This window comes from Brevibacillus sp. MCWH, from assembly GCF_013096935.1.
Lineage (GTDB): Bacteria > Bacillota > Bacilli > Brevibacillales > Brevibacillaceae > Brevibacillus > Brevibacillus aydinogluensis.
Window position 1 is genome coordinate 152,170 of record NZ_SDLF01000001.1, and the last position, 20,664, is coordinate 172,833.

General features: G+C 54.3%; 15 protein-coding genes. 14 read left to right on the forward strand and 1 reads right to left on the reverse strand.

What is annotated here, in order from left to right:
* Positions 1–60: 60 nt before the first annotated feature.
* The 5 genes from ETC00_RS00705 to ETC00_RS00725 all read left to right on the forward strand — a co-directional run bounded on the left by ETC00_RS00705 (position 61) and on the right by ETC00_RS00725 (position 7,413).
* Entirely contained in the window at positions 61–957 is an 897-nt protein-coding gene (locus ETC00_RS00705; protein WP_171564007.1) for a GNAT family N-acetyltransferase, read from the forward strand.
* 512 nt (positions 958–1,469) lie between these two features.
* A complete protein-coding gene (locus tag ETC00_RS00710; protein ID WP_171564008.1) occupies positions 1,470–2,627 on the forward strand; it encodes a THUMP domain-containing class I SAM-dependent RNA methyltransferase in 1,158 nt (385 codons plus the stop codon).
* A gap of 31 nt (positions 2,628–2,658) precedes the next feature.
* Complete coding sequence (locus ETC00_RS00715) at positions 2,659–5,421, forward strand: DUF4855 domain-containing protein (RefSeq protein ID WP_253264210.1); 2,763 nt, start codon at positions 2,659–2,661, stop codon at positions 5,419–5,421.
* Positions 5,422–5,880: 459 nt separating this feature from the next.
* Positions 5,881–6,741 carry a leucine-rich repeat domain-containing protein gene (locus tag ETC00_RS00720; protein ID WP_171564009.1) on the forward strand — a complete coding sequence of 287 codons (861 nt, stop codon included), beginning with the start codon at positions 5,881–5,883 and terminating at the stop codon, positions 6,739–6,741.
* A gap of 135 nt (positions 6,742–6,876) precedes the next feature.
* Complete coding sequence (locus ETC00_RS00725) at positions 6,877–7,413, forward strand: C39 family peptidase (RefSeq protein WP_171564010.1); 537 nt, start codon at positions 6,877–6,879, stop codon at positions 7,411–7,413.
* 259 nt (positions 7,414–7,672) lie between these two features.
* On the opposite strand, the gene ETC00_RS00730 is transcribed toward ETC00_RS00725, so the two are convergent.
* Complete coding sequence (locus ETC00_RS00730; protein WP_171564011.1) at positions 7,673–8,929, reverse strand: MDR family MFS transporter; 1,257 nt, start codon at positions 8,927–8,929, stop codon at positions 7,673–7,675.
* A 632-nt stretch (positions 8,930–9,561) separates the two neighbouring features.
* Between ETC00_RS00730 and ETC00_RS00735 the strand changes: the two genes are divergently transcribed.
* The 9 genes from ETC00_RS00735 to ETC00_RS00770 all read left to right on the forward strand — a co-directional run bounded on the left by ETC00_RS00735 (position 9,562) and on the right by ETC00_RS00770 (position 20,570).
* The gene (locus tag ETC00_RS00735) at positions 9,562–10,674 is read left to right on the forward strand and encodes an aminopeptidase (RefSeq protein ID WP_171564012.1); all 1,113 of its coding nucleotides are present in this window, start codon (positions 9,562–9,564) and stop codon (positions 10,672–10,674) included.
* A 164-nt stretch (positions 10,675–10,838) separates the two neighbouring features.
* Complete coding sequence (locus tag ETC00_RS00740) at positions 10,839–12,092, forward strand: helix-turn-helix domain-containing protein (protein WP_171564013.1); 1,254 nt, start codon at positions 10,839–10,841, stop codon at positions 12,090–12,092.
* 14 nt (positions 12,093–12,106) lie between these two features.
* Positions 12,107–12,235, forward strand: coding sequence for a hypothetical protein (locus ETC00_RS20805; protein ID WP_256379840.1), 129 nt, complete (start codon positions 12,107–12,109; stop codon positions 12,233–12,235).
* Positions 12,236–12,447: 212 nt separating this feature from the next.
* The gene (locus tag ETC00_RS00745; protein WP_171564014.1) at positions 12,448–12,618 is read left to right on the forward strand and encodes a hypothetical protein; all 171 of its coding nucleotides are present in this window, start codon (positions 12,448–12,450) and stop codon (positions 12,616–12,618) included.
* Positions 12,619–12,722: 104 nt separating this feature from the next.
* Positions 12,723–13,655 carry an RluA family pseudouridine synthase gene (locus tag ETC00_RS00750; protein WP_171564015.1) on the forward strand — a complete coding sequence of 311 codons (933 nt, stop codon included), beginning with the start codon at positions 12,723–12,725 and terminating at the stop codon, positions 13,653–13,655.
* A gap of 557 nt (positions 13,656–14,212) precedes the next feature.
* Complete coding sequence (locus ETC00_RS00755) at positions 14,213–15,442, forward strand: efflux RND transporter periplasmic adaptor subunit (protein WP_171564016.1); 1,230 nt, start codon at positions 14,213–14,215, stop codon at positions 15,440–15,442.
* Positions 15,439–18,492 (forward strand): efflux RND transporter permease subunit, encoded by a 3,054-nt coding sequence (locus tag ETC00_RS00760; protein WP_171564017.1) that lies wholly within the window; start codon positions 15,439–15,441, stop codon positions 18,490–18,492. The genes ETC00_RS00755 and ETC00_RS00760 overlap by 4 nt, the downstream gene beginning before the upstream one ends.
* A gap of 262 nt (positions 18,493–18,754) precedes the next feature.
* Complete coding sequence (locus ETC00_RS00765) at positions 18,755–20,050, forward strand: HD domain-containing protein (protein ID WP_171564018.1); 1,296 nt, start codon at positions 18,755–18,757, stop codon at positions 20,048–20,050.
* Positions 20,043–20,570 carry a YwgA family protein gene (locus ETC00_RS00770; protein ID WP_171564019.1) on the forward strand — a complete coding sequence of 176 codons (528 nt, stop codon included), beginning with the start codon at positions 20,043–20,045 and terminating at the stop codon, positions 20,568–20,570. The genes ETC00_RS00765 and ETC00_RS00770 overlap by 8 nt, the downstream gene beginning before the upstream one ends.
* Positions 20,571–20,664 lie beyond the last annotated feature (94 nt).

Genomic DNA, 20,664 nt, shown 5'->3' on the forward strand with positions numbered 1-20,664 from the left:
ATTGAATGTTTTGGATTTTGTCGATTAAAATCATTTTATCAACTGCGGGAAGGTGAAGAGATGATTGTCGTCAAGCGCATGAATCAATGCACGCTGGCTGAGGTCACACTGGCGTGGAACCGGGGGTTTGAGGGCTATTTTGTTCCGGTGACGATGACGGAAGAAAGTCTGCTGCAGCGGCTGGGACGGGAGGATTACGCACCATCCCTGTCTGTGATTGCGTTTGCGGACGGGGAACCGATCGGTCTGGTCGCCAGCGGCGTTCGCACCATCAACGGGAAAAAAGCGGCCTGGAACGGAGGCACCGGCGTTGCTGCGGCGTACCGTCGGCAGGGCGTTGGACGCCGATTGATGGGGGAGACGCTGGCCCTGTACCGCAAAGCGGGCGTCGAGCTGGCGACGCTGGAAGCGTTCCGGCAAAACGAGCAGGCGATCGCCCTCTACCGGCAGTTCGGTTATGAGGTGACGGACCGGCTGCTGTTCTTGCAGCGTACCGACGCGCTGACGGATCGGCCGTTTGGCGATGTCACTTCCGCCCCCTACCGGCTGCGGCATGGCATTCCCCAGGAGGCGGCGGCGCTTTCCTTTTACGAGGCGGACGTGCCGTGGCAAAACCAGTGGCCCAGCCTTTGCGATGGAGAGGCGGTCTTCGTGGAAGACGAGAACGGCGAGACAGTCGGTTACGCCTTTTACAAACGGACGCTGGACGAGGCGGGCAAACCGACCGCTATCGTATTGCGGCAGTGTGCGTACCTGCCCGGACGGGCTGATGCGGAGGCGATCGTTCGTTTTGCGCTTGCCCATGTGTGGGGATCGCCGGAACTGGCCTGCACGCGTTCTACCTTCAACCTGCCGGCCTCCTGCAAGCTGGTGGTGAGCGTGCTGGAACAGGCCGGGTTTCAGCCCTCCGGCATCGAACAGGTATACATGATCCGTCAGATGGAGCAGGGCGGCTAGGTGATTGAGCTTCTTGTCGACATGTGAAGCGTCCTCTGTCTCGATACAGGAGACGGCAGCATGTAGACAAAGTCCGAGGCGCATGGGAGATCGGGCCCGCTCGCTCGCTTGACGCCCAGCACAGGAGCGGATGATGTCCGCTCCAAAACGCGACGCGGGCAGGGGGCAAACATCTGGGTGTTTCGCTGAAGTGAGACTTGTGCCCCCTGTTTTCCCCGCGTCTTTCGTTTTTCCGCTGAGCCGGTCGTCAAAGGAGCTCGCTTGGCCCATCACTCCATGCGGTGTACGTTGTCTTCAGCTTTGGTTTATGAATGTTCAGGCCTTCCGGACTGGATATTATGGGCATCACTTCCTTGTGGACGCTTACTACATAAACAGTTTGTCTGCAATCTGGCGTCACCTGTCTCGATACAGGACTTTTGTTTGACAAACATGACCAACGCATCTGTCAAATCGGGTAATATAGTAGAGGGGTTTCACCCTGCCATATCCGAACGACAGGAGATTGTATCATGCAGAAAGTAGAATTAATTGCCACGGCGACATTTGGCCTGGAAGCCGTGGTCGCCCAGGAAGTAAGGGCGCTGGGCTACGAAGACGTCAAGGTGGACAACGGCAAGGTGACGTTTACGGCAGACATTTCCGCGATACCGCGGGCAAATTTGTGGTTACGAACGGCGGATCGCGTGCGTCTTAAAATGGGAGAGTTTCGGGTGACGACGTTTGACGAGCTGTTTGAGAAGACCAAGGCGCTGCCCTGGTCGGACTGGCTCCCGGAAAACGCAACGTTTCCGGTGGAAGGCAAATCCGTGAAATCGACGCTGTTCAGCGTGCCCGACTGTCAGGCGATCGTGAAAAAAGCGGTGGTGGAAAGCCTGAAAAAAACGTACAAGCGGGACTGGTTCGAGGAGCAGGGGCCGATGTACAAAATCGAGGTGGCCTTGTTGAAGGACGTCGCCACTTTGACCATCGACACGTCGGGACCGGGGCTGCACAAGCGGGGATACCGCGGATTGATCGGCGCGGCGCCGTTGAAAGAGACGATGGCGGCGGCGATGATTCTCTTGTCCCGTTGGAAGCCGGACCGCGTCCTGATGGACCCGTTCTGCGGTTCTGGAACCATTCCGATTGAGGCCGCCCTGATCGGGCAGAACATCGCCCCGGGAATGAACCGCGAATTCGTCTCCGAGAGCTGGCCGAATATCCCGAAGACCTTGTGGCGGCAAGCCCGCGCGGAGACACACGATCTGGCCCGCTACGACCAGAAGCTGGAGATCATCGGCACGGACATCGATGACGAGATTCTGCGGGTCGCGCGGCGCAATGCGGCCGAAGCGGGCGTGGAGGACCAGATTCACTTCCAGCGCATGGACGTGCGCGACGTCCGTACCAAACGCAAGTACGGTTATCTGATCTGCAATCCGCCGTACGGCGAACGGCTGGGCGACTGGAAGCAGGTAGCCCGGTTGTATCGCGACATGGGTGAGGTTTTTTCCGCGCTGGACACGTGGTCGTTTTACGTGCTGACGTCGGACGAGCAGTTTGAGAAGCATTTCGGCCGGACGGCCAGCAAGAAGCGAAAATTGTACAACGGCAACATCAAGGTGGACTACTACCAGTTTTTCGGCCCGAAACCGCCTCGTCCGGCAGTGGTTGTGCCGGATGCGTAATACAGAGAAGCAATATGTTGGAGGAGGAAACATGGTGTTGAAGCGTATGGCAGCCAGGGCAATGACCGTTTGTCTGGCGCTGTCGATGCTGTTTACTCAGGCCGCAGCGGCCGCTGGTTCCGCGACGGCAGCGGAGCAGCAGGGTGGGGAACTGCCCTACGAGCAGAACGTGAGCTTTTCCGATTTGCAAAACAGCTACGCCCGGGAGGCTGTCAACCGGCTGGCTGCGGTTCAGCTGATCAGCGGCCAGGGCGGGGACCGCTTTTATCCGCAAAAGCCGATGACCCGGCAGGATGTGGCGGTGCTGCTGGCCAAGGTGATGGGCGTGCAGCCGAAACTGCCGAAACAGGCGGTGTTTGCCGACGTGCCGGCGGACAGCCCGTACGCTCCGTACGTCTACGCACTGGCGGAGCTGGGGGTGATGCAGGGACGAAGCGATGGCAAGCTGGGAGCAGCCGATCCGTTAACCCGGCAGGAGATGGCCGTTCTGCTGACACGGCTGTGGAAAGCGGGCGGCGGCCAGATGCAGAGCGCAGACGCAGCACCGTATGCAGATGAGGAGGAAATTGCCGACTACGCCCGGCAAGCAGTGACTGCTGTTACCGCCCAGCGCTGGATGCAGGGAGCTGGCGGCAAATTCCGCCCGCAGGGGACGGTGACCCGGGGCGATGCCGCGATCATCGCCGAGCGCCTGCTGAACGCTCGCTCCCAGCAGGCGGAACAGGCCGATTTTACGCTCAATGCGGCCAAGCTGTCGGTCATGACGGGCACCAGCACACGGGTGGAAGTGGCGCCAACCGTCGGGACTTTGCCGTTTTCCCCCGTCTTTGCCTTTGACCGGCCGGAATTGGGCACCGTGCTGCCGGACGGCACGTTTGTCGCCGGACCCACACCCGGAAAGGGCACGCTGACCGTGACAGTGGGGTATCGCACGAAGGAGATTCCCGTGGAAATTACCGCTGCGCCAGCGCCACAGGCGCAGGATGCAGTGGAGCCAGATAAACAGCTGGAGGAAACCGGAGGGGAAGTGAAGGCGGACACGGCGGCTGCGGGTGCGGAGAAAAAGGCTGAGGCTGGCGCGAGCGAGACTGACAAACTGGCTGCGGGCGAAGCCAACAAACCGGCCGAAACCGCCCAATCCGACGATGGCGTAGATGGCGATCAGACCGGATCGGACACAACACCGGCCGCAGCTGATCAGGACGGGGATGGATCAGAGCCTGTCTCACAACCTGCAGAGGAAGATGGCCTGATCAACTTCGCGCCGGGCAGCTTTACCTCTGTCCAGACGATGGGCAAGCCCGATGCCTATTTCGCCCAGGTGGAAAAACAGTACCCCGGCCCGGTAGGCGGATTGGTGACCCCGTCGGAGACCTGGACCGGTTACTACCGTCTGTTTGGGCGAAAAGTGACCGTCGCCCTGGATGAGGTAAAGCGGCTGGAGCGGGTAACCCTGACGTTCCAGCAGCAAAAAGGCTCGGGCATCACCATGCCGGAATGGATGGACGTGGAAGTTTCCCGAGACGGCAGGGCCTGGTATTACGCCGGTAAAGCGAAGCATGACGTATCGCCGGCGGAGGAAGCGGTGGTGGTGCGCACGCTTGCTGTGACGCTGCCGAAAGTGGAGGCACGATACGTCCGAGTCTCGTTCCCGGTAAAAGTGTTTGCCTTTGCCCGCCAGTTGGAAGTGTGGGGGACCAATCTGAGCAGGGGTGAGAGCCCGTCCGTCCTGCTGCCGCCGGAAAATCAAAAGCAGACCGTTGTCGAGGATAAAACGGTCCGCCGCGTGGAAAACATGCTGCTGGCCTATTCCGGTGCATACGGTGAGCGGGGCATCTGGCGGAAGGAAGATTTCCTGCCGATGGTCGGCTATCTGACCAAGGACGGGTACATGGTCGACCAGATGTTTGACACGGTGCTCTTTTTGCCGTATCAAATCCTGCCTTCAACCAAAGAGGGTTGGAAGGAATACATGAATGACCTGTTCCGCACCGGCCAGCAGCTGGAAGCGCTGAACGACGCGATGCGCGAGTTCAACCGCCTGCGGGGGACGTTGTACGGCACACCGACGGTGGAAAACGTCGTGCTCGCCCTGCCTTATCCCAATCCATCCCAGACGGACTTCGGCAGTCTGGACGACAAGCAGCCGTCCCTCTCCTTTAACGCCCGCCAGGTGGGCGAAGAGCAGGCGTATGAAAACCGCAAGCAGGCGCTGGAGTGGTACTACCGGGAGCTGAAAAAGCGCTGGGACAAAGCCGGTTTTGCCTATCTGAGGCTGGAGGGCATCTACTGGTTCCACGAGCTGATTGATGACAGCGCGCCCAAGGAGCGGGAGCTGATTCGTCACATGGCCGGCATCGTGCACGACGACGCGCTCCGCTTCTACTGGATTCCGTACTTTGGTGCGCCGGGGCTGGCCGAGTGGAAATCGCTCTACTTCGACTACGCGTTCCTCCAGCCCAACTACTACAGCGACAAGCCGGTGCAGCTCGACCGCCTGGAAGGCACCCTGGACGTAGTGAACAAGTACGACATGGGCGTGGAAATCGAAGGGGACGAGCGGATGTACCGCGATCCGAAGTTTTACCAGCTCTACTACAACCAACTGGTGGCAACGCACAAGCTGGGCCTGGATAAAAACCGGATTCACGCCTACTACTTTGGCTCCAAAACGCTCTTGGAAGCGGCCAACAGCGACGATCCGGTGATCCGGGGCATCTACGACGATACCTACAAGTGGATGCGCGGCCGTTTTGACCGGAATGAGTATTTTCTGCCGGAAGTGATGCCGTAGGGCATTGCCGCGCTGGAAACGGGAAACAACAAACCTCCGTGGTGATGACAGCCGCGGAGGTTTGTTGTAGTGGACGTGCATGTAGGAGGTGGTCACGATTAAAGAAAATTTTGTACCTTTCCTGCTTTTGCTGATCCTTGTCACTTCCCTGTATGACATTTTTAAAAAGAAGTGGATTTTTCGGCCGATCAATGGAGGGGCGATGTGCGTTATACTCTATCAGATTAGCCCTGATCATTGGTGGACAAGTCTGATCGTGCTGGTTTTCTTCTATGTGTTTGAATGGTGGAGACACCATCGAGCCTGACAACGCCGGAGAGGGAGTATTCTGTTGGCCAGCAACAAGCGTTTCCGTGAATTCTCTCTTAATACATTAAATGCGCAAGCTATAGAGAAATGGGTTAATTTACCATTCAGGAAAATTATGTTAGACTCAGGAAACAGAAAGGAGTGATAACATTGAAGAAATTCGGAACCCTTCTGTTAATCATTGGCATTTCAACCTATTTGACAGGATGTGCGCCAACTGATTCAAATCCTTCTGCCTCTCGCCAAACTTCTGTCAGTCAAACAACTATAGAAGAAAACGTTCCATCATTTGTTTTAGAAGCCGTTGCTCAAATGTTACGTAAACCAGTGAATGCCATTGAAAAAGAGGACTTTACAAAAGTAAAAGAGTTGCATTTGAATGTTGGAGAATTGGGAGAAGATCAAAAAAACAATGTTTATGATCTTTCAGTCATCGCCGGTATGAAAAATCTAAAAGATCTGTACATCGATCACATCAAAGTTAAAGACTATAATTTTTTAGCAGAATTGCCGCAACTTGAAACGCTCAACTTATCCGGTGTTCAAATGAACCAATTGCCGTCATTTGATCAATTTAACAACTTACGAAGTCTCTCTTTAGAAGATGGAGACATTTCTGATTTGCACTTTCTCCAAGATGTGACTTCACTCCAATACCTCAATTTGAGGAATAACAAGATTACAGACATTGCTCCCATTCAGTCACTAAGCACATTAACCTTCTTGGATGTTTCAGATAATCCGATTACCAGCATTGATTCAATAAAGAGCTTTTCTAACTTAGAACGCTTTCAAATGCGAAATACATCGGTTGATAATCTTGAATCGCTAAGTCAATCACAAAACCTAAAATATCTTGATATACGTGGGTCAAAAGTGACTTCTATAAAACCATTGTTGAATTTAGCTAAACTCGAATTTTTATTAGCGGATCTTGAAAATATCGATGACATAAATCTTTTACCGAAAAAAGTGCAACGTTCTCAAGAGTCGATATTAGAGAAAGAATAGTGTTAGATTCTTTAAGAAACATCAAGTTTTTTAATTTTTTTCCGAATGGTTGTTTTTTTACCATTATTTTTCCTTAATAGGTGAGCGGCAAGGAGCCGCGGCATTTACAAAACCTATTGAGGAGGATTGAATCTTATGGCTACTAAAACTTTTTCCCGTGATTTGGGCACCACGAGTTTCAAGCAGTTCGACAGTAAGTGGGCAAGTAAAACTACATCATGCGGTGGAACAATGCGTTCCGAAGGTTGCTACATCACGTCAGTCGCTATGATTTTCAACAGCTTTGGCGACAATGTTGATCCTGGTACTCTGCTGGACAATTTGAAAAACACCGGTAAAGATTGTCCGATTGACTGGAATGCTGCTGCCTCTCGGTATTCCCATACCTATCATGGAAAAATGTCTGGTACATTCGACAAATTGAAGGCAGACATCTTTGACTTAATTGTAAATGAAAGAATCCCAGTAATGATCCACGTACCTAATCATCTTGTTGCTGCAAAAGGATTTAAAGGGACGCTCTCAGTTGACGTAGACGGCTCTCCATACTACAGCCAAATCACTCCAGAGATGATTTTGGTTAACGACCCAGGTAGCAGTTCTAACCAAACGTTGCAGGACGTTATTAACCAACGAGGGGCAGTCGATTATTACACTTACTACACGGACTAAGTCTAAATGTAAAAGAAGAGTCTCCCTAATAAGACGGGAGACTCTTCTTTGTTGACATACGCTGGCTGGAGTACCAGTGTCCTTAGGCAATATCATTAACCCCTTGTATGCCTTCGAGAGCTTGCTCCAAGTGGAAGCTTGTAAAAACGTACACCCCTTAGTCATGGGAATCCCCTCGGGGAACCGATGATGACGTGAAGGGGTGTGTTGTGTGCAGGAAACGTGACTTGTCCGGGCCGGCGGCTGACGAAGCGTCTGCCTATGGCTGTCGGACATGCGCGTCAGTTTTCTTGGCTTGTGGAATCAGCCTGAACATGTACACGTAGAGCAGCGCACTCACCAGCGTGAGCCCGAGAATGACCGCGAAAACGCCGACGGGGGAGAGTCGCTCTGACAAGCCGATGGTCAGCGGCGCGAGGAACCGGCCGATCGAAAACTGCAGCGAGGACGCCCCCATGTACTGGCCGCGTGCGTCCTCCGGCGCGTATTTGCTGATGAAGCTTTGGGCCACGGGGGTGCGAATCAGTTCGCCCAGCGTCATGATGACGATGCAGCCGAACAACAACCAGATGTTGACCGTAAAGCCCATCAGGAACAGGCCGAGACCGCACAGAACGGACGACAGCACGAGACTGTTGCGGTCACTCCAGTTTTCAAACCGGCGCGTGACCGGCAGCGTGAACAGCACGACCAACAAGCCGTTCAAGCCGATCAGCCAGCCGAACGCGGAGGTGCCCCCAATCGAAAACGACCAGTCACCCCACCAGACGAGCGGCTGGATGGGCACGTGTTCCTTGACGTACAGCGCCATGAACAAATCGAGCTGCATGAAGGCGATCGCGATCAGGACACCCGCTCCGATGTAGATGGCAAACGGCTTGTCGCGAAAAATCACGACATAGCTTTGGAACTGCTCCTTCAATGAGAACGCTTGGCGAGCACTTCCTGCCTGGTGCGACGGCAGTGTCTCCTTGATCCAGACGTATATAGCAAGGCCGAACAACAGTTCGACGATCATGCAGATAAGCAGCAGTTCAAACCGGTGGTGCACGAAAAAGAAGGAGCCAAGAACAGGCCCGGCAACGACGCCAATGTTCATCGCGGTGTAAAAGGTGGCAAATATCAGGCGCCGATCCTCTTCCGATGTCAGGTCGGCCACCATCGCCGAACTGGCCGGCCAGTACAGGGAGCCGGCAATCCCGATGCCGATAAAGGCGATGTAATCAACCCAGGGCGAGGGAGAAAAGGCAAACAGCCCGAACATCGTCGAAGACAACGCGATGGACATCAGCATCGTCGTACGTCGGCCGATCCGGTCGGCCAGGTATCCTCCGGCCAGGTTGGCGAACATCCCCAGCAGCGGAGGTACGGTCAGCAGCAGTCCAGCCTCCTTTTTGCCGAACGCGTCGCTGAAATGAATCGCCATAAAGGGAAAGTACATCCAGAAAAACGTATGCGTAATCAGCTCGCCGAAAAGCCTGATTTTCAAATTTAGGTCCCAAGAACGCCAATGCATGACAAGAATCCCTCCGATTTCTCGATGGTTTGCTGTCTGCAGGCGCCCTTCCCACGGCGTTTTCCATCCGCGCGCAAATGCAAAAGGAGGAACGAAAAAAAGCGCAATCGGGAGAAGCGAGACCTCTACCTCTTCCGCATGCGCTTGCTCGACAAGGTCGGGATACGGGCACGGGGAAACGGACGAGTGCGAAAACGGCGCGTTTTCACCTGCCCATGCCAGGAAGCCAATGGTGACAGCTGTCCGGCCCGGCCCCTTATCGAAAAGGACGGAAGTGGTTCAGGCGTCCTGCAGCTTTCTTGCAAGACAGGGATGTGAAAGGGGCGGAGACCCCTCGCACAAGGTCCCCGTCCTATGCCAGAAAAACTGCAGCAATCGCCATGAACCAACACTCCCATCCTTTGACTGTTCATTCAAAAGATTTGTACAGATAAACACTCTTTGATGACTAGAATACTCCATAGATGTGAAAACATGCAAGAAAAATTTTTTATCCACCAGCGGTTCCGCTGTTCGCCGATTGTGTGCGGGTGGGCGTTCCGAATACCGGTAATGAGCAGTCTCATAATTGAAAAGTATCTGTCCATTCGGTAAAATAATTTTTATCTATTGCACCCTGGGGAGGAGTTAGGATGTTGGATCCACGTATCGGCAAGCTGGCGGAAACTCTGCTGAATCACTCCGTTCGTTTGCAGGCACAGGAATGTTTGTTGATTGAAGTACGCGGAGAAGGACAGGCGCTTGCCAAGGAACTGATCAGGCAGGCGTACGCCAGGGGAGCGTATCCGTTTGTGCGGTTCATCAATCCGGCCATACAGCGTGAATTGATGATGGGCGCTGACGAAAGGCGGGCGTCCTACCAGCTCAAGTGGGAACAGGCGATGTTTCAAGACATCCAGGCGTTTATCGTGATCAACGGGCCCACCAACACCAGCGAGGCAGCCGACGTGCCCATCGAGCGCAGCCGTGCCCATCAGGCGGTGATGCAGCCCCTTTCCGACTACATCATCACCCAGATGCGCTGGGCGCTGCTCAACTACCCGACGCCGGCGATGGCCCAAAGCGCCAACATGTCCACCGAGGCGTTCGCAGACTTTTACTTCGACGTCTGCTCACTGGACTATCAGAAGATGCACGAGGCGTTTTTGCCGCTGAAAGCACTGATGGAGCGGACGGACAACGTGCGCCTGGTCGGGCCGGGTACCGACCTGACCTTTTCCATCAAAGGCATGCCCAGCGTGATTTGTTCCGGCGAGGCGAACATTCCGGATGGAGAGATATATACGGCGCCGGTGCGTGACTCTGTGAACGGCACGATTACGTTCAACACGGCCACCACGTATCAGGGTACCCGGTTTGAAAACGTGCGGCTCACGTTTGAAAACGGCAAGATTGTAGAGGCGACAGCCAACAACACCCAGAAGCTGAACGAGATTCTCGACAGCGATGAAGGAGCCCGCTACATCGGCGAGTTTGCCATCGGCGTCAACCCGTACATCCTGCACCCGATGAACGACATTTTGTTTGATGAAAAAATCGCCGGCAGCTTTCACTTCACTCCCGGGCGCGCCCTAGAAAATGCGGACAACGGCAACCGCAGCCAGGTGCACTGGGACATGGTGAATATCCAACGTCCGGAGTACGGCGGCGGCGAAATCTGGTTTGACGACGTGCTGATCCGCAAAGACGGCCTGTTCGTCCTGCCGGAGCTGGAGGCGCTCAATCCGGACAAGTTGAAAGGCTGAACAACTGAAATTGGACGTCTGGCCCGTTTATCCAAGCGGGTCTTTTTTTGTCGCAGCGGTCATTACCGGGAAAGATAGTAAAATATTTACAGTAAATTGAATCTTGTGATAATCTATATAAAAAAGTTAAAAAGGATAAACAACTTTCGTAGGGGGCTTCTGCTATGGTAGAGGACGTTCGAGAGATGCTTCTGAGGTATCGACTCCAGGAGAACATCACGCTCAGTGAGTTGGCGGAGCGGACAGGTGTCAGCAAAAGCGTCCTGTCACGGATTGAATCCGGGGAAACGAAACGGCCCGGATTTGCCACCTGCAAAAAAATATCGCAGGCGCTGCAGATTCCCTACGCATCGCTAATCAGCGCGTACCTGGACATGACCGAACAGGCTGAAATGCTGAAGTTTCTGCTGGAAGAGGCTGTTTCCCTGAATAACAGGTCGCTGGTTCGGAAAGCGGCGCAAAAGTTGCTGGAGACCCCTAAATTGGACCCCTTTCTTGCTCTGGATACGTTGCTGCATGTCGCAAAAGAAAAAGAAGAGGCGGAAATCAAACTGGCCCTGTATGACGTATTGATAGACTATACCAGAAGACGCGGCATTCCTTACTACCTAGCAAAAGGGTTACTGGAACGGTATGAAATCGAACGCGACCACTTTACCCAATTCGAGGAGATTTACCGAAGAGGAAAGGAACTGCTGCATTACATCGAATACCTGCACCCGATGGAGCGAATCACAGCCTATTATCGTTTGGGCGTACATGCGTACATTCTGGATTACTATCAGGAATGCATTGATCTGTGCAGCAAGGGGATTCGTGAAGACCAAACCGACAACAAACATAAAGCCTCCGCTCTGATTGCCATAGTCAACGCGTATCTGCGCCTGGACGATCTCATTTTGGCCGAGCTTTACCTGAAAAAGTATGAAAAAAGCAAATATGCGGACTACCGCAAACACCACCTCCGGGCACTGCTGTATGCAAAGAAAAGGGAATATGACGAAGCAATTCGTCTCTATAAAGAATGTCTTAATGAAGCTAAGCAGGATGCTCGAATTTCAATTGTCAGTGATCTTCTGGAAGTATATCTGGAAACCGGAAGAAATGACTTGATCAACGAGTTGATTGATTCTGAAGATCATTTTTTACCTGTTGACTGTCATCCACACAGGATCAAAAATGCCGCTATATATTACCAACGAAAGAGCATGTGCCAGTTCTCAATGGGACAGATTGACGAGGCGAACGACAGTCTTCTGAAAAGTATTGAATACTATCGGCAGCTTGGCGATTCTGAAAAGGTGATCGAATGTTTCGGCCTGCTCGTAAAGCACCATCGACTAAGCAGCAGAAAATTGTCAAACAAGCATATGGAAATAATTGAAAAAATATGCTATATTAATGAAATAATGGCATAAGGAGGTGTGTTCCTGTGAAAACTTTGCTGTCGCTGCTTGCGTTTGCATTCCTCTTCACCGCAACCGCTGTCCCCGCAGCACTGCCACATCAAAATGGACAAGGTTCTATTGTCGTAACGGGTGCTGACCCGGACTGGGACTAAATCAATTGAGGATCTGAAATCAGCTTCCCCCACATTGAGATGCACACTCTCAATATGGGGGTAATTTTTTTTGGCAAAGATCATGTGCGTGCGCGGAACAATTCCTGATAAGCACAGTTTCACTACTTTCTAAACAAATATGTTTACAAACACCCTCGTCGCATATTATACTTATCATACAGAAAAGTATGGTAAGTGAGGTGGATGTAGCCATGATCCGTTTGGGATGGAAACGTCGGCTGCATGTGATGTTTGCCGGGAAACTGCTGGGACGGGAATTATACGCGGATGAGGGGTATGTGACACAACTGCTGGAGATGGGCCAGCAGGAAGCGATCGCAGAGTTTGACCGCGACTTGCAGGCGGTGATTGTTCGCCCCTGACACGGTTCGAGGTCGTTCCCTCTTTTCACGGCAGAGGGAGCGCTGGCACAGCAGCCTGCTTTTTCAGTACAATGGGGAGAAAAGCGTGAAACAGAGGGATTAACGTGAGTCGCAAGGGATGGTTGGAATACGTCGTGACACAGGAGGATGCGGGGCTGACCGTCGAGCAGATTGCCCGGCAAAAACTGAGCGTATCGGGGCGAATGCTGCAGCGGTTGACGCGGAGCAAAGGGATATTGCTGAACCGCAAGTCTCCATTTTTGCAGCGGCAGGTAAAGGCCGGCGACAAGATAGCGGTACGGGTGCAAGACAACAGACTGGGGCAGGATAAGGGGCCGACGATGAAGGCATCTTCCCTTCCGATGCCACCTGTTGTGCAGGTAGATGTGCTGTTTGAAGACGATCACCTCTTGGTCGTATGCAAATCGGCGGGGATGATGGTTCACCCGACCCGCCGAGAGCAGGGAAACACGCTGGTGCACATTCTGGCCGATCAGTACCGGTACAAGGGAGAGAACATCCAAATCCATGCGGTACATCGTCTGGACAAGGAAACGTCCGGTGTCATTTTGCTCGCCAAAAGCAGCTACGGTCATCAACTGGCTGACCGGCTGCTGCGGGAAGGAAGCATCAAGCGGGAGTACCTGGCTGTCGCCTCCGGTGTGGTGGAGAACGATGCAGACACGATTCATGCCCCGATCGGCCGCGACCCGCGCCACCCGACCAGACGGCGTGTCATGGACAGCGGTGATCCGGCTGTCACCCACTATGAAGTGATTGCCCGGTCAGAGGAGGCCACATTGGTGCGTGTATGGCTGGAGACGGGACGCACGCACCAGATACGCGTCCATTTTCAGCACATCGGACATCCCCTGGTGGGCGATGCCATGTACGGAGGAAACAGTGGGCTCATACGGCGGCAGGCCCTGCACGCCTGGAGGCTTTCGTTTGTGCATCCGGTGAGCGGCGAAGAGATTGTGTGCACTGCCCCCATGCCGGAAGACATGACAAGCCTGATCACCCGGCTCCGGTTGTAGGCTGGGGACCCGCACCCGTCGGGAAAGCTGGGACACGTAAGTCCGGCAGCTTTCCCGGTTGTATGACAAGGCTTCATTGTACAAGAAAGTCCTGGACCTTCACATCTTCGTTGGGCAAATGGATGACCTGTTCGATCTTAAACGTTTTGCCATCAATAATTGCCATGTTTAGCAGCAAGACCCTGGTGCTTGCCATCACTGCTCCGCTTGTTTTCTTCCTTCATGCACTGGCAAGAGGGGCGGGTACCGAACTGGAGCATTTTGTCCGTGAACTGCGTGCAGGTGAACTGTGGGCCATCTTTGTATTGTGTGCGTTTGCAGAAATCGTATGGTGGTACGGAAAAACCTTGTGGGAATTCCGAGGTAAAAGGTAACCGGAGGCAGATGTCCAATGGCGACGATTGTACGGCTCGCCGTCTTTTCAACTGTTTCGAAATGCCGCCCGATCATTTTGCTGAGGGGTATATCCAGTCTGTGAAATTTGCTCAATTGCTTCATCGTATGATACAGATGGATTAATCTTCTCATTAATGAAAGGAACTGAAGCGGAGGGTGGCATGAACAGCAAACAGTTGATGATTGCACTCATAGTTGGACTCTTGTTCACGACCGCCTGCAGCGGACAGGAGCAGGCAAATGATCCGGCCGAGGTCAAGAAAGTAGAAATCACCGCGGTCAAAAAGGAACAGGCGACCCAGGTGTCAGAATTGTCTGGCACACTGCAGCCGTTGGAAGAGGCGCTTGTTTCGTTTGAAGTGGGCGGCCGGGTGGTCGAACTGGCCAAGGAAGAAGGGGACAACGTCACGGCAGGCGAACTGCTCGCCCGGTTGGACAGCAGCGACTACTCGCTGCAGGTGGCGTCTGCCGCCGCAGCCGTCCAGCAGACTGCCGCCAATTTGGAAAAGGTGAACAACGGGGCGCGCGATCAGGAGGTTACGCAGGCGCGGCTGCAGGTGGAAAAAGCGACGATCGCCTACCGGAAGGCGCAAGACGACTTCAAACGAATCGAGCGGCTGTATCAGGAAAAAGCGATTTCCCAAAATGAGTACGAAAATGCCAAAAACTATCTGGCCGTTGCGGAAAAAGACCTGCAAAACGCGCAGCAGGCGTACTCGTTGGTCACGCAGGGGGCGCGCGCGGAGGATCGGGAGCTCACCCGGGCCAGTTACAACCAGGCGGTGGTTTCCAAGGAGCTCGCCGCCAGCACGTTGGCCAAGACGCAGCTGCGCGCGCCCATCAGCGGGACGGTGATCGCCAAGCTGTCCTCCACCGGTTCGCTGGTCAGCGTGGGCACGCCTGTCTACCGTGTGGGCAACATTGACACGCTGAAAGTGGTGCTGCCTGTCCCCGACCGGGAGATTTTTGCCTGGAAGGAGGGAGAGATCGTCGCCATGGAGCTGTATGGCCAAACGCGCAACGGCAAGGTGGTGAAAATCTATCCGGCGACCAACCAGGGAACGGGGACGATCGGGGTGGAGGTTCATATCGGCAATCCCAGACATGACTGGTTTGCCGGCCAAGTGGTGAAAGCAAGAAAAACGATCCAGGGCAAGGAAGGCATCTATGTGCCGGTCGAGGCCGTCATCAGCCGCGGCCAGGGAGATGCGCACGTCTTTCTCAATGTCGGCGGAAAGGCAGTAAAAACGGCCGTGTCCATCGGCGAGATCAACGGCAACCGACTGGAGATCGTGAGCGGTCTGAAAGAGGGCGACAAGCTGATCGTCAAAGGCGTGGACCGGTTGTTTGACGGCGATCCAATCGAAGCGGCAGGGGGTCAGCCACAGTGATCGAATACATCGTCCGCAAACGGAAAATCACGCTGATGTTTTTCGTGATGGTCGTGGTGGTTGGCTTTCTCAGTTTTCTTCAGCTCCCCAAGCAGGAGTCGCCGGACATCATCGTCAATATTGCGACCGTGACGACCATCTACCCGGGTGCTTCACCGGAAAAAGTGGAGCAGACCGTCACGAAAAAGCTGGAAGAAAAAATCAACGAACTGCAGGGACTCAGCTACATTTCGTCCCATTCCAGACTGGGTGTGTCGACGATCATCGTGGAGACGAAGAGCGACGTCGACCCCAAGCAGAAATGGGATGAACTGCGCAAGAAAGTGAAAGACGCGGAAGCAGATCTGCCCGCCGACGCCCAACAGCCCATCATCAACGACGATCTGAACCGCACGTTTGTGCAGACGATGGCGATTACCGCCGACACGCGGGAACAGCTCTACAGTCTGAGCTCGCTGTTGAAGTCGTGGAAGGATCAGCTGCGTACCATTCCCAATGTGGCCGATGTTACCATCGAAGGACTGCCCGAAGAGGAAGTACGCATTGAGGTGGATACGCAGAAGCTGAGCCAGTACGGCCTTACCTGGGGTCAGGTCATGATGGCGGTGAAAAAGGAGAACGAACGCGTCCCGCTGGGGGATTTGACCACCGACAGCCGGACGTACCAGCTCAAGTTGGCAGAGAATTACGATGTGAATGCGCTGAACAAGGTGATCATCTCGCGCACGCCGGAAGGCTACCCCGTATATCTGAAAGATATCGGTACGGTGAAGCTGACCACAGAAACGGTCAAATCGTATTCGTACTACAATGGGAAACCGTCCGTCTCCCTGAGCATCAACGCCGAGACGGGCAGCGACGTCCCCTCGTTGCAGCGGCGAGTGGACGAGATGATGGCGACGCTGGAAAAATCGCTGCCGGCGTGGGCAAAAAAACACTCCATCTACTCGCAGAACGAACGCGTGGATGAGCTGTTTGGAGACCTGTCGCGGGAGATGTGGATTGCCATCGCCGCCGTTTTGCTCGTGTGTACGCTGGGGCTGAACCTGATCACCTCGGTAGTCGTCGCCCTGGCCATTCCCATCTCGCTGGCTGTGGGCTTGCTGTTTTTGCCCTCGCTGGGCATCACGTTAAACATGATCTCCATCGTCTCGCTGATCATCGTGTTGGGCATTTTGGTGGATGACGCCGTGGTCGTCAACGACAACATCGAACGGCGCCTCTCGGTTCTGGGCGAAAGGCCGTTGCAGGCAGCCATCAACGGCGCCAACGAAGTGTCCATCTCCATCGTCACGGCCACGTTGGCGACAATTGCCTCATTTGGTCCGCTCATGTTTTTGAACGGCAATGCAGGCCAATTCATCCGTCCCGTGCCGGTGATCATATCGCTGACCATGCTGGCGTCGATGATCATGTCGCTGACGATCATTCCGATTTTCCGCCAATGGTATGAGCAGCGCCGCCGCTCGGGAGTGGAAGACTACCGCAAGCCGGCGGGCTTGTTGGGCAAACAGTTGCAGCAGTTGACCAAATGGTACGCCAAGCGGCTGATGCCGAGGATTTTGAAGCGCCCGCTGCTGGCCGGAATGGTCGGCGTGCTGATCGGCACACTCGCCTACGGATTGATTCCATTCACCCCGGTTCAACTGTTCCCCAACGATGATCGCCCGCAGTTTTTGGTGGATATCCGTCTGCCGGTTGGCAGCAGCATCGACGAGACGGATCGCGTCGTCAGAGGGGTGTCCGACTGGATCATGAAGCAGCCGGGCATCGAATCTGTCGCTTCATACGCCGGCGGCAGCGCACCGAAAATGTTCGGCGGCGACACCAGTGCCGGCGAAGGCATCACGGTCGGGCAGTTGGTCGTCCGTTTTGACAAAGCGAAAGTAAAAATCGACGATATGATGGAACCGTGGCAGGAGGAGTTCAAGAAGCTGTACCCGGAAGCAACCATCCTGCCCAAGCAGTTGGAAGCAGGTCCGCCTGTCGGCAAACCGGTGGTGATCCGGCTGTACGGGGAGGATGTGGCGACGCTGCGCACCCTGTCCGAGCAGGTCAAGAGCAAGGTGGCGAAAATTCCGGGAACGTACGATGTGCAGGACGACTTCGGCATCGACAGCTACACGCTGGAGTTTGTCGTCAACAAGGAACTGATGGAACAAAAGCTGGTCAACTACAACGATCTTTCCCAGACGCTGCGCCTCGTCAGCGAAGGGATTACGGTCAGTCAGTTTGACAACGGGACTGATCTGCTCGACATCAAACTGTTCCTGCAAAAAGGAGAGGAGGACCCGTCCCTGCTTTTCCAACGGCTGACCGTGGCCAACGCCCGGGGCGAACAGATACCGCTGACCCAGTTGGCGGAAGTAAAGCCCACTTTCAGCACGCAGGCGATTCCGCACCGCGACCTGTCCCGCTGCGTCACCGTCTCCAGTGACGTCAGAGGACGCACGGCAACGGAGGTCATGCAGGAGATAAAGCCGATGCTGCAGACATTGCCCCTGCCTGACGGCTATCGCTGGGAGATCGGCGGAGAGACGTCGGAGCAGACGGAAATATTCATCGACATGGGCAAACTGTCTGTCGTGGTGGTGTTCCTCATCCTGATCATGATCGCGATGCAGTTCTATTCGCTCAGCATTCCGGTGCTGGTGTTAAGCACGGTTTACCTCGCGTTTGCGGGCAGCCTGATCGGGCTGTTTGTCACCCAGACCCCGCTCGGCTTCATGACGATGATGGGCGTGATTTCGCTCTCTGGGATCGTCGTCCGCAACGGGATCGTCCTGATCGAATTTATCGAGGAGGCGCGGCGTGACGGCGTGGAACTGAAGCAGGCGGTGATCCAGGCGGGAGAAGCGCGCTTGAGGCCGATTTTGCTGACCTCGTTTACGGCCGTGGCCGGCTTGATGCCGCTTGCCCTCTCCGGAGACGTGCTGTTCCAGCCGCTGGCGGTCACGATTATATTCGGGCTGCTCTTTTCCACCATGCTGACGCTGATCGTCGTACCGTCCTTCTACACGGTGCTGGCGGAGGGCAAACGGAAGCGGTAGGCGAAAAAGGCAGCCAAGCGCCCCGACCTGTTTGGTCCGGAGGCGGAGATGAAGGCGTAACGCACTGACATAACGCGAACACTGCAACAATAGGCAGGTCCCCTCCGTGCCGAGCCGGAAAGCCGGGTGTTTTTAAGCGTGCGCGGAGGGGGTTTTTGCTTCATGCCGTCGTTTTCCAGCTGGTTGCCGTTATGGTATGATGGACCCAAAAGCCCGATCGGGACATGACGACGGGACGCAATCCAGGAAAGGAGTGTCCAGGATGCAACAGCCCCAGCTTCTTCATGAAGAAAAGGTGTTTAAGGACCCCGTGCACCGTTATGTACACGTCCGGGAGAAACTGATCTGGGACTTGATCAACTCGCCGGAATTTCAGCGGTTGCGACGGATCAGGCAACTGGGCACCAGCTTTTTTACCTTCCACGGCGGGGAACACAGCCGGTTTAACCACTCGCTTGGCGTATACGAGATCATGCGGCGCATTCTGGAGACGTTTGAAGGGCGGATTCAACTGTCGTACGAGGAAAAACTGCTCTGCCTGTGCGCTGCGCTGCTGCACGACGTGGGCCACGGACCGTTTTCCCATTCGTTTGAAAAGGTGTTTCGTTACCATCATGAAGATTGGACGCGCGCGATTTTGCTCGGCGACACGCAGATTAACCGGATTCTGCGCCGGATGGGCGACGATTTCCCCAAACGGGTGGCAGAGGTAATCGCCAAAACGTACGACAACAAACTGATCGTCAGCCTCATCTCCAGCCAGATCGACGCAGACCGGATGGATTATTTGCTGCGCGACGCCTACTATACCGGCGTCAATTACGGTAACTTTGAAATTGAACGGATTCTGCGGGTGATGCGCCCCCATGATGAGGGCATCGTGTTTAAATTCAGCGGGATGCACGCCGTCGAGGACTACATCATGTCCCGCTACCAGATGTACTGGCAGGTGTATTTCCACCCGGTAACGCGCAGTGCGGAAGTGGTGCTCCGCAAGATTTTCCAGCGGGCCAAGGAGCTGTTTGCCAAAGGCTACTCGTTCGCGCAGGAGCCGGTGCTGCTGCTGCCGTTCTTGACGGACAAGGTGAACCTGTCCGATTACCTGTCCCTGGACGAATCGGTAATTCTCTTTTACATGCAGATGTGGCGCAAGGAGAGCGATCCCATTTTGAAAGATTTGTGCTCCCGTTTTCTGGACAGGAATCTCTTTAAATACGTCGAATACAATCCGAGAGATTACCGCTTGCTGCAAGAGTTGAAACAGGAGTTTCAAGCGGCGGGAATCGACCCGATGTATTATTTGGAAGTAGACACCACCTCCGATCTTCCGTATGATTTTTATCGTGCCGGCGAGGAAGAGGAACGAATTCCCATCATGCTTCTGATGCCATCCGGAGAACTGGTGGAGCTGTCGCAGAAATCGGAAATTGTGGAGGCGATCAGCGGCAAGCGCCGGTTTGACTACAAGCTGTACTTTCCAATGGATAAGGTGCTGGCTTTGCCGGAGGACGTCTCCGGAAAGTTACGAGAACGTCTGGGAGTGATGGAAGATGCTTAATCGTCACGCCAAAATCATACGCTTGATCGAAATTGCCGGCGAAGTGAGCGGACGAAAAAAGTTGCAAAAGATGGTATACATAGCGAAACAACTGAACATGGACTTCGACGAGCGGTTCGAATTTCACATGTACGGCCCCTATTCCGAGGAACTGACGTTGCGAGTGGACGAGCTGTGCAACATGGGCTTGTTGGACGAGCAGATGGAGAGCAAAGGGGCCATTCAGCTGTATCGGTACACCCTGAACGAAGCGGGCCGCGATTTTCTGCGTTTCCACGAGGTGGATTTTGGCCTTGGCGAGCGGCTGATCCAACGGATGAACGAGGAAAACTCCCGCTTTCTCGAATTGGTCTCCACCATCCTGTATTTCAACAATCTTCCCTATGATGAAATGAAGGCCAAAATTTTTACCTTTAAAAGCAAACAGCGTTATACCGAAGCGGAGATTCAAAAGGGCATGACGTTTATCGAGGAGCTGCGTGCGCTGATGAATGCCGACAGCGACGCACTCGCGCACTGATTTGTAATGGTATTGTCATCATAAAAAATGATAGAGCGGGCATGCAAGTAAAGACCGGCAATGGTGCCGGTCCTTTTTTTGTCTCAAGAGGGAG

What these genes read in the sequence shown, in the direction of transcription:
- ETC00_RS00725 (WP_171564010.1), top strand. Translation starts at nt 6,877, where the DNA reads ATGGCTACTAAAACTTTTTCCCGTGATTTGGGCACCACGAGTTTCAAG.
- ETC00_RS00735 (WP_171564012.1), top strand. Translation starts at nt 9,562, where the DNA reads ATGTTGGATCCACGTATCGGCAAGCTGGCGGAAACTCTGCTGAATCAC.
- ETC00_RS00740 (WP_171564013.1), top strand. Translation starts at nt 10,839, where the DNA reads ATGGTAGAGGACGTTCGAGAGATGCTTCTGAGGTATCGACTCCAGGAG.
- ETC00_RS00765 (WP_171564018.1), top strand. Translation starts at nt 18,755, where the DNA reads ATGCAACAGCCCCAGCTTCTTCATGAAGAAAAGGTGTTTAAGGACCCC.
- ETC00_RS00705 (WP_171564007.1), top strand. Translation starts at nt 61, where the DNA reads ATGATTGTCGTCAAGCGCATGAATCAATGCACGCTGGCTGAGGTCACA.
- ETC00_RS00710 (WP_171564008.1), top strand. Translation starts at nt 1,470, where the DNA reads ATGCAGAAAGTAGAATTAATTGCCACGGCGACATTTGGCCTGGAAGCC.
- ETC00_RS00770 (WP_171564019.1), top strand. Translation starts at nt 20,043, where the DNA reads ATGCTTAATCGTCACGCCAAAATCATACGCTTGATCGAAATTGCCGGC.
- ETC00_RS00730 (WP_171564011.1), bottom strand. Translation starts at nt 8,929, where the DNA reads ATGCATTGGCGTTCTTGGGACCTAAATTTGAAAATCAGGCTTTTCGGC.
- ETC00_RS00745 (WP_171564014.1), top strand. Translation starts at nt 12,448, where the DNA reads ATGATCCGTTTGGGATGGAAACGTCGGCTGCATGTGATGTTTGCCGGG.
- ETC00_RS00755 (WP_171564016.1), top strand. Translation starts at nt 14,213, where the DNA reads ATGAACAGCAAACAGTTGATGATTGCACTCATAGTTGGACTCTTGTTC.
- ETC00_RS00715 (WP_253264210.1), top strand. Translation starts at nt 2,659, where the DNA reads ATGGTGTTGAAGCGTATGGCAGCCAGGGCAATGACCGTTTGTCTGGCG.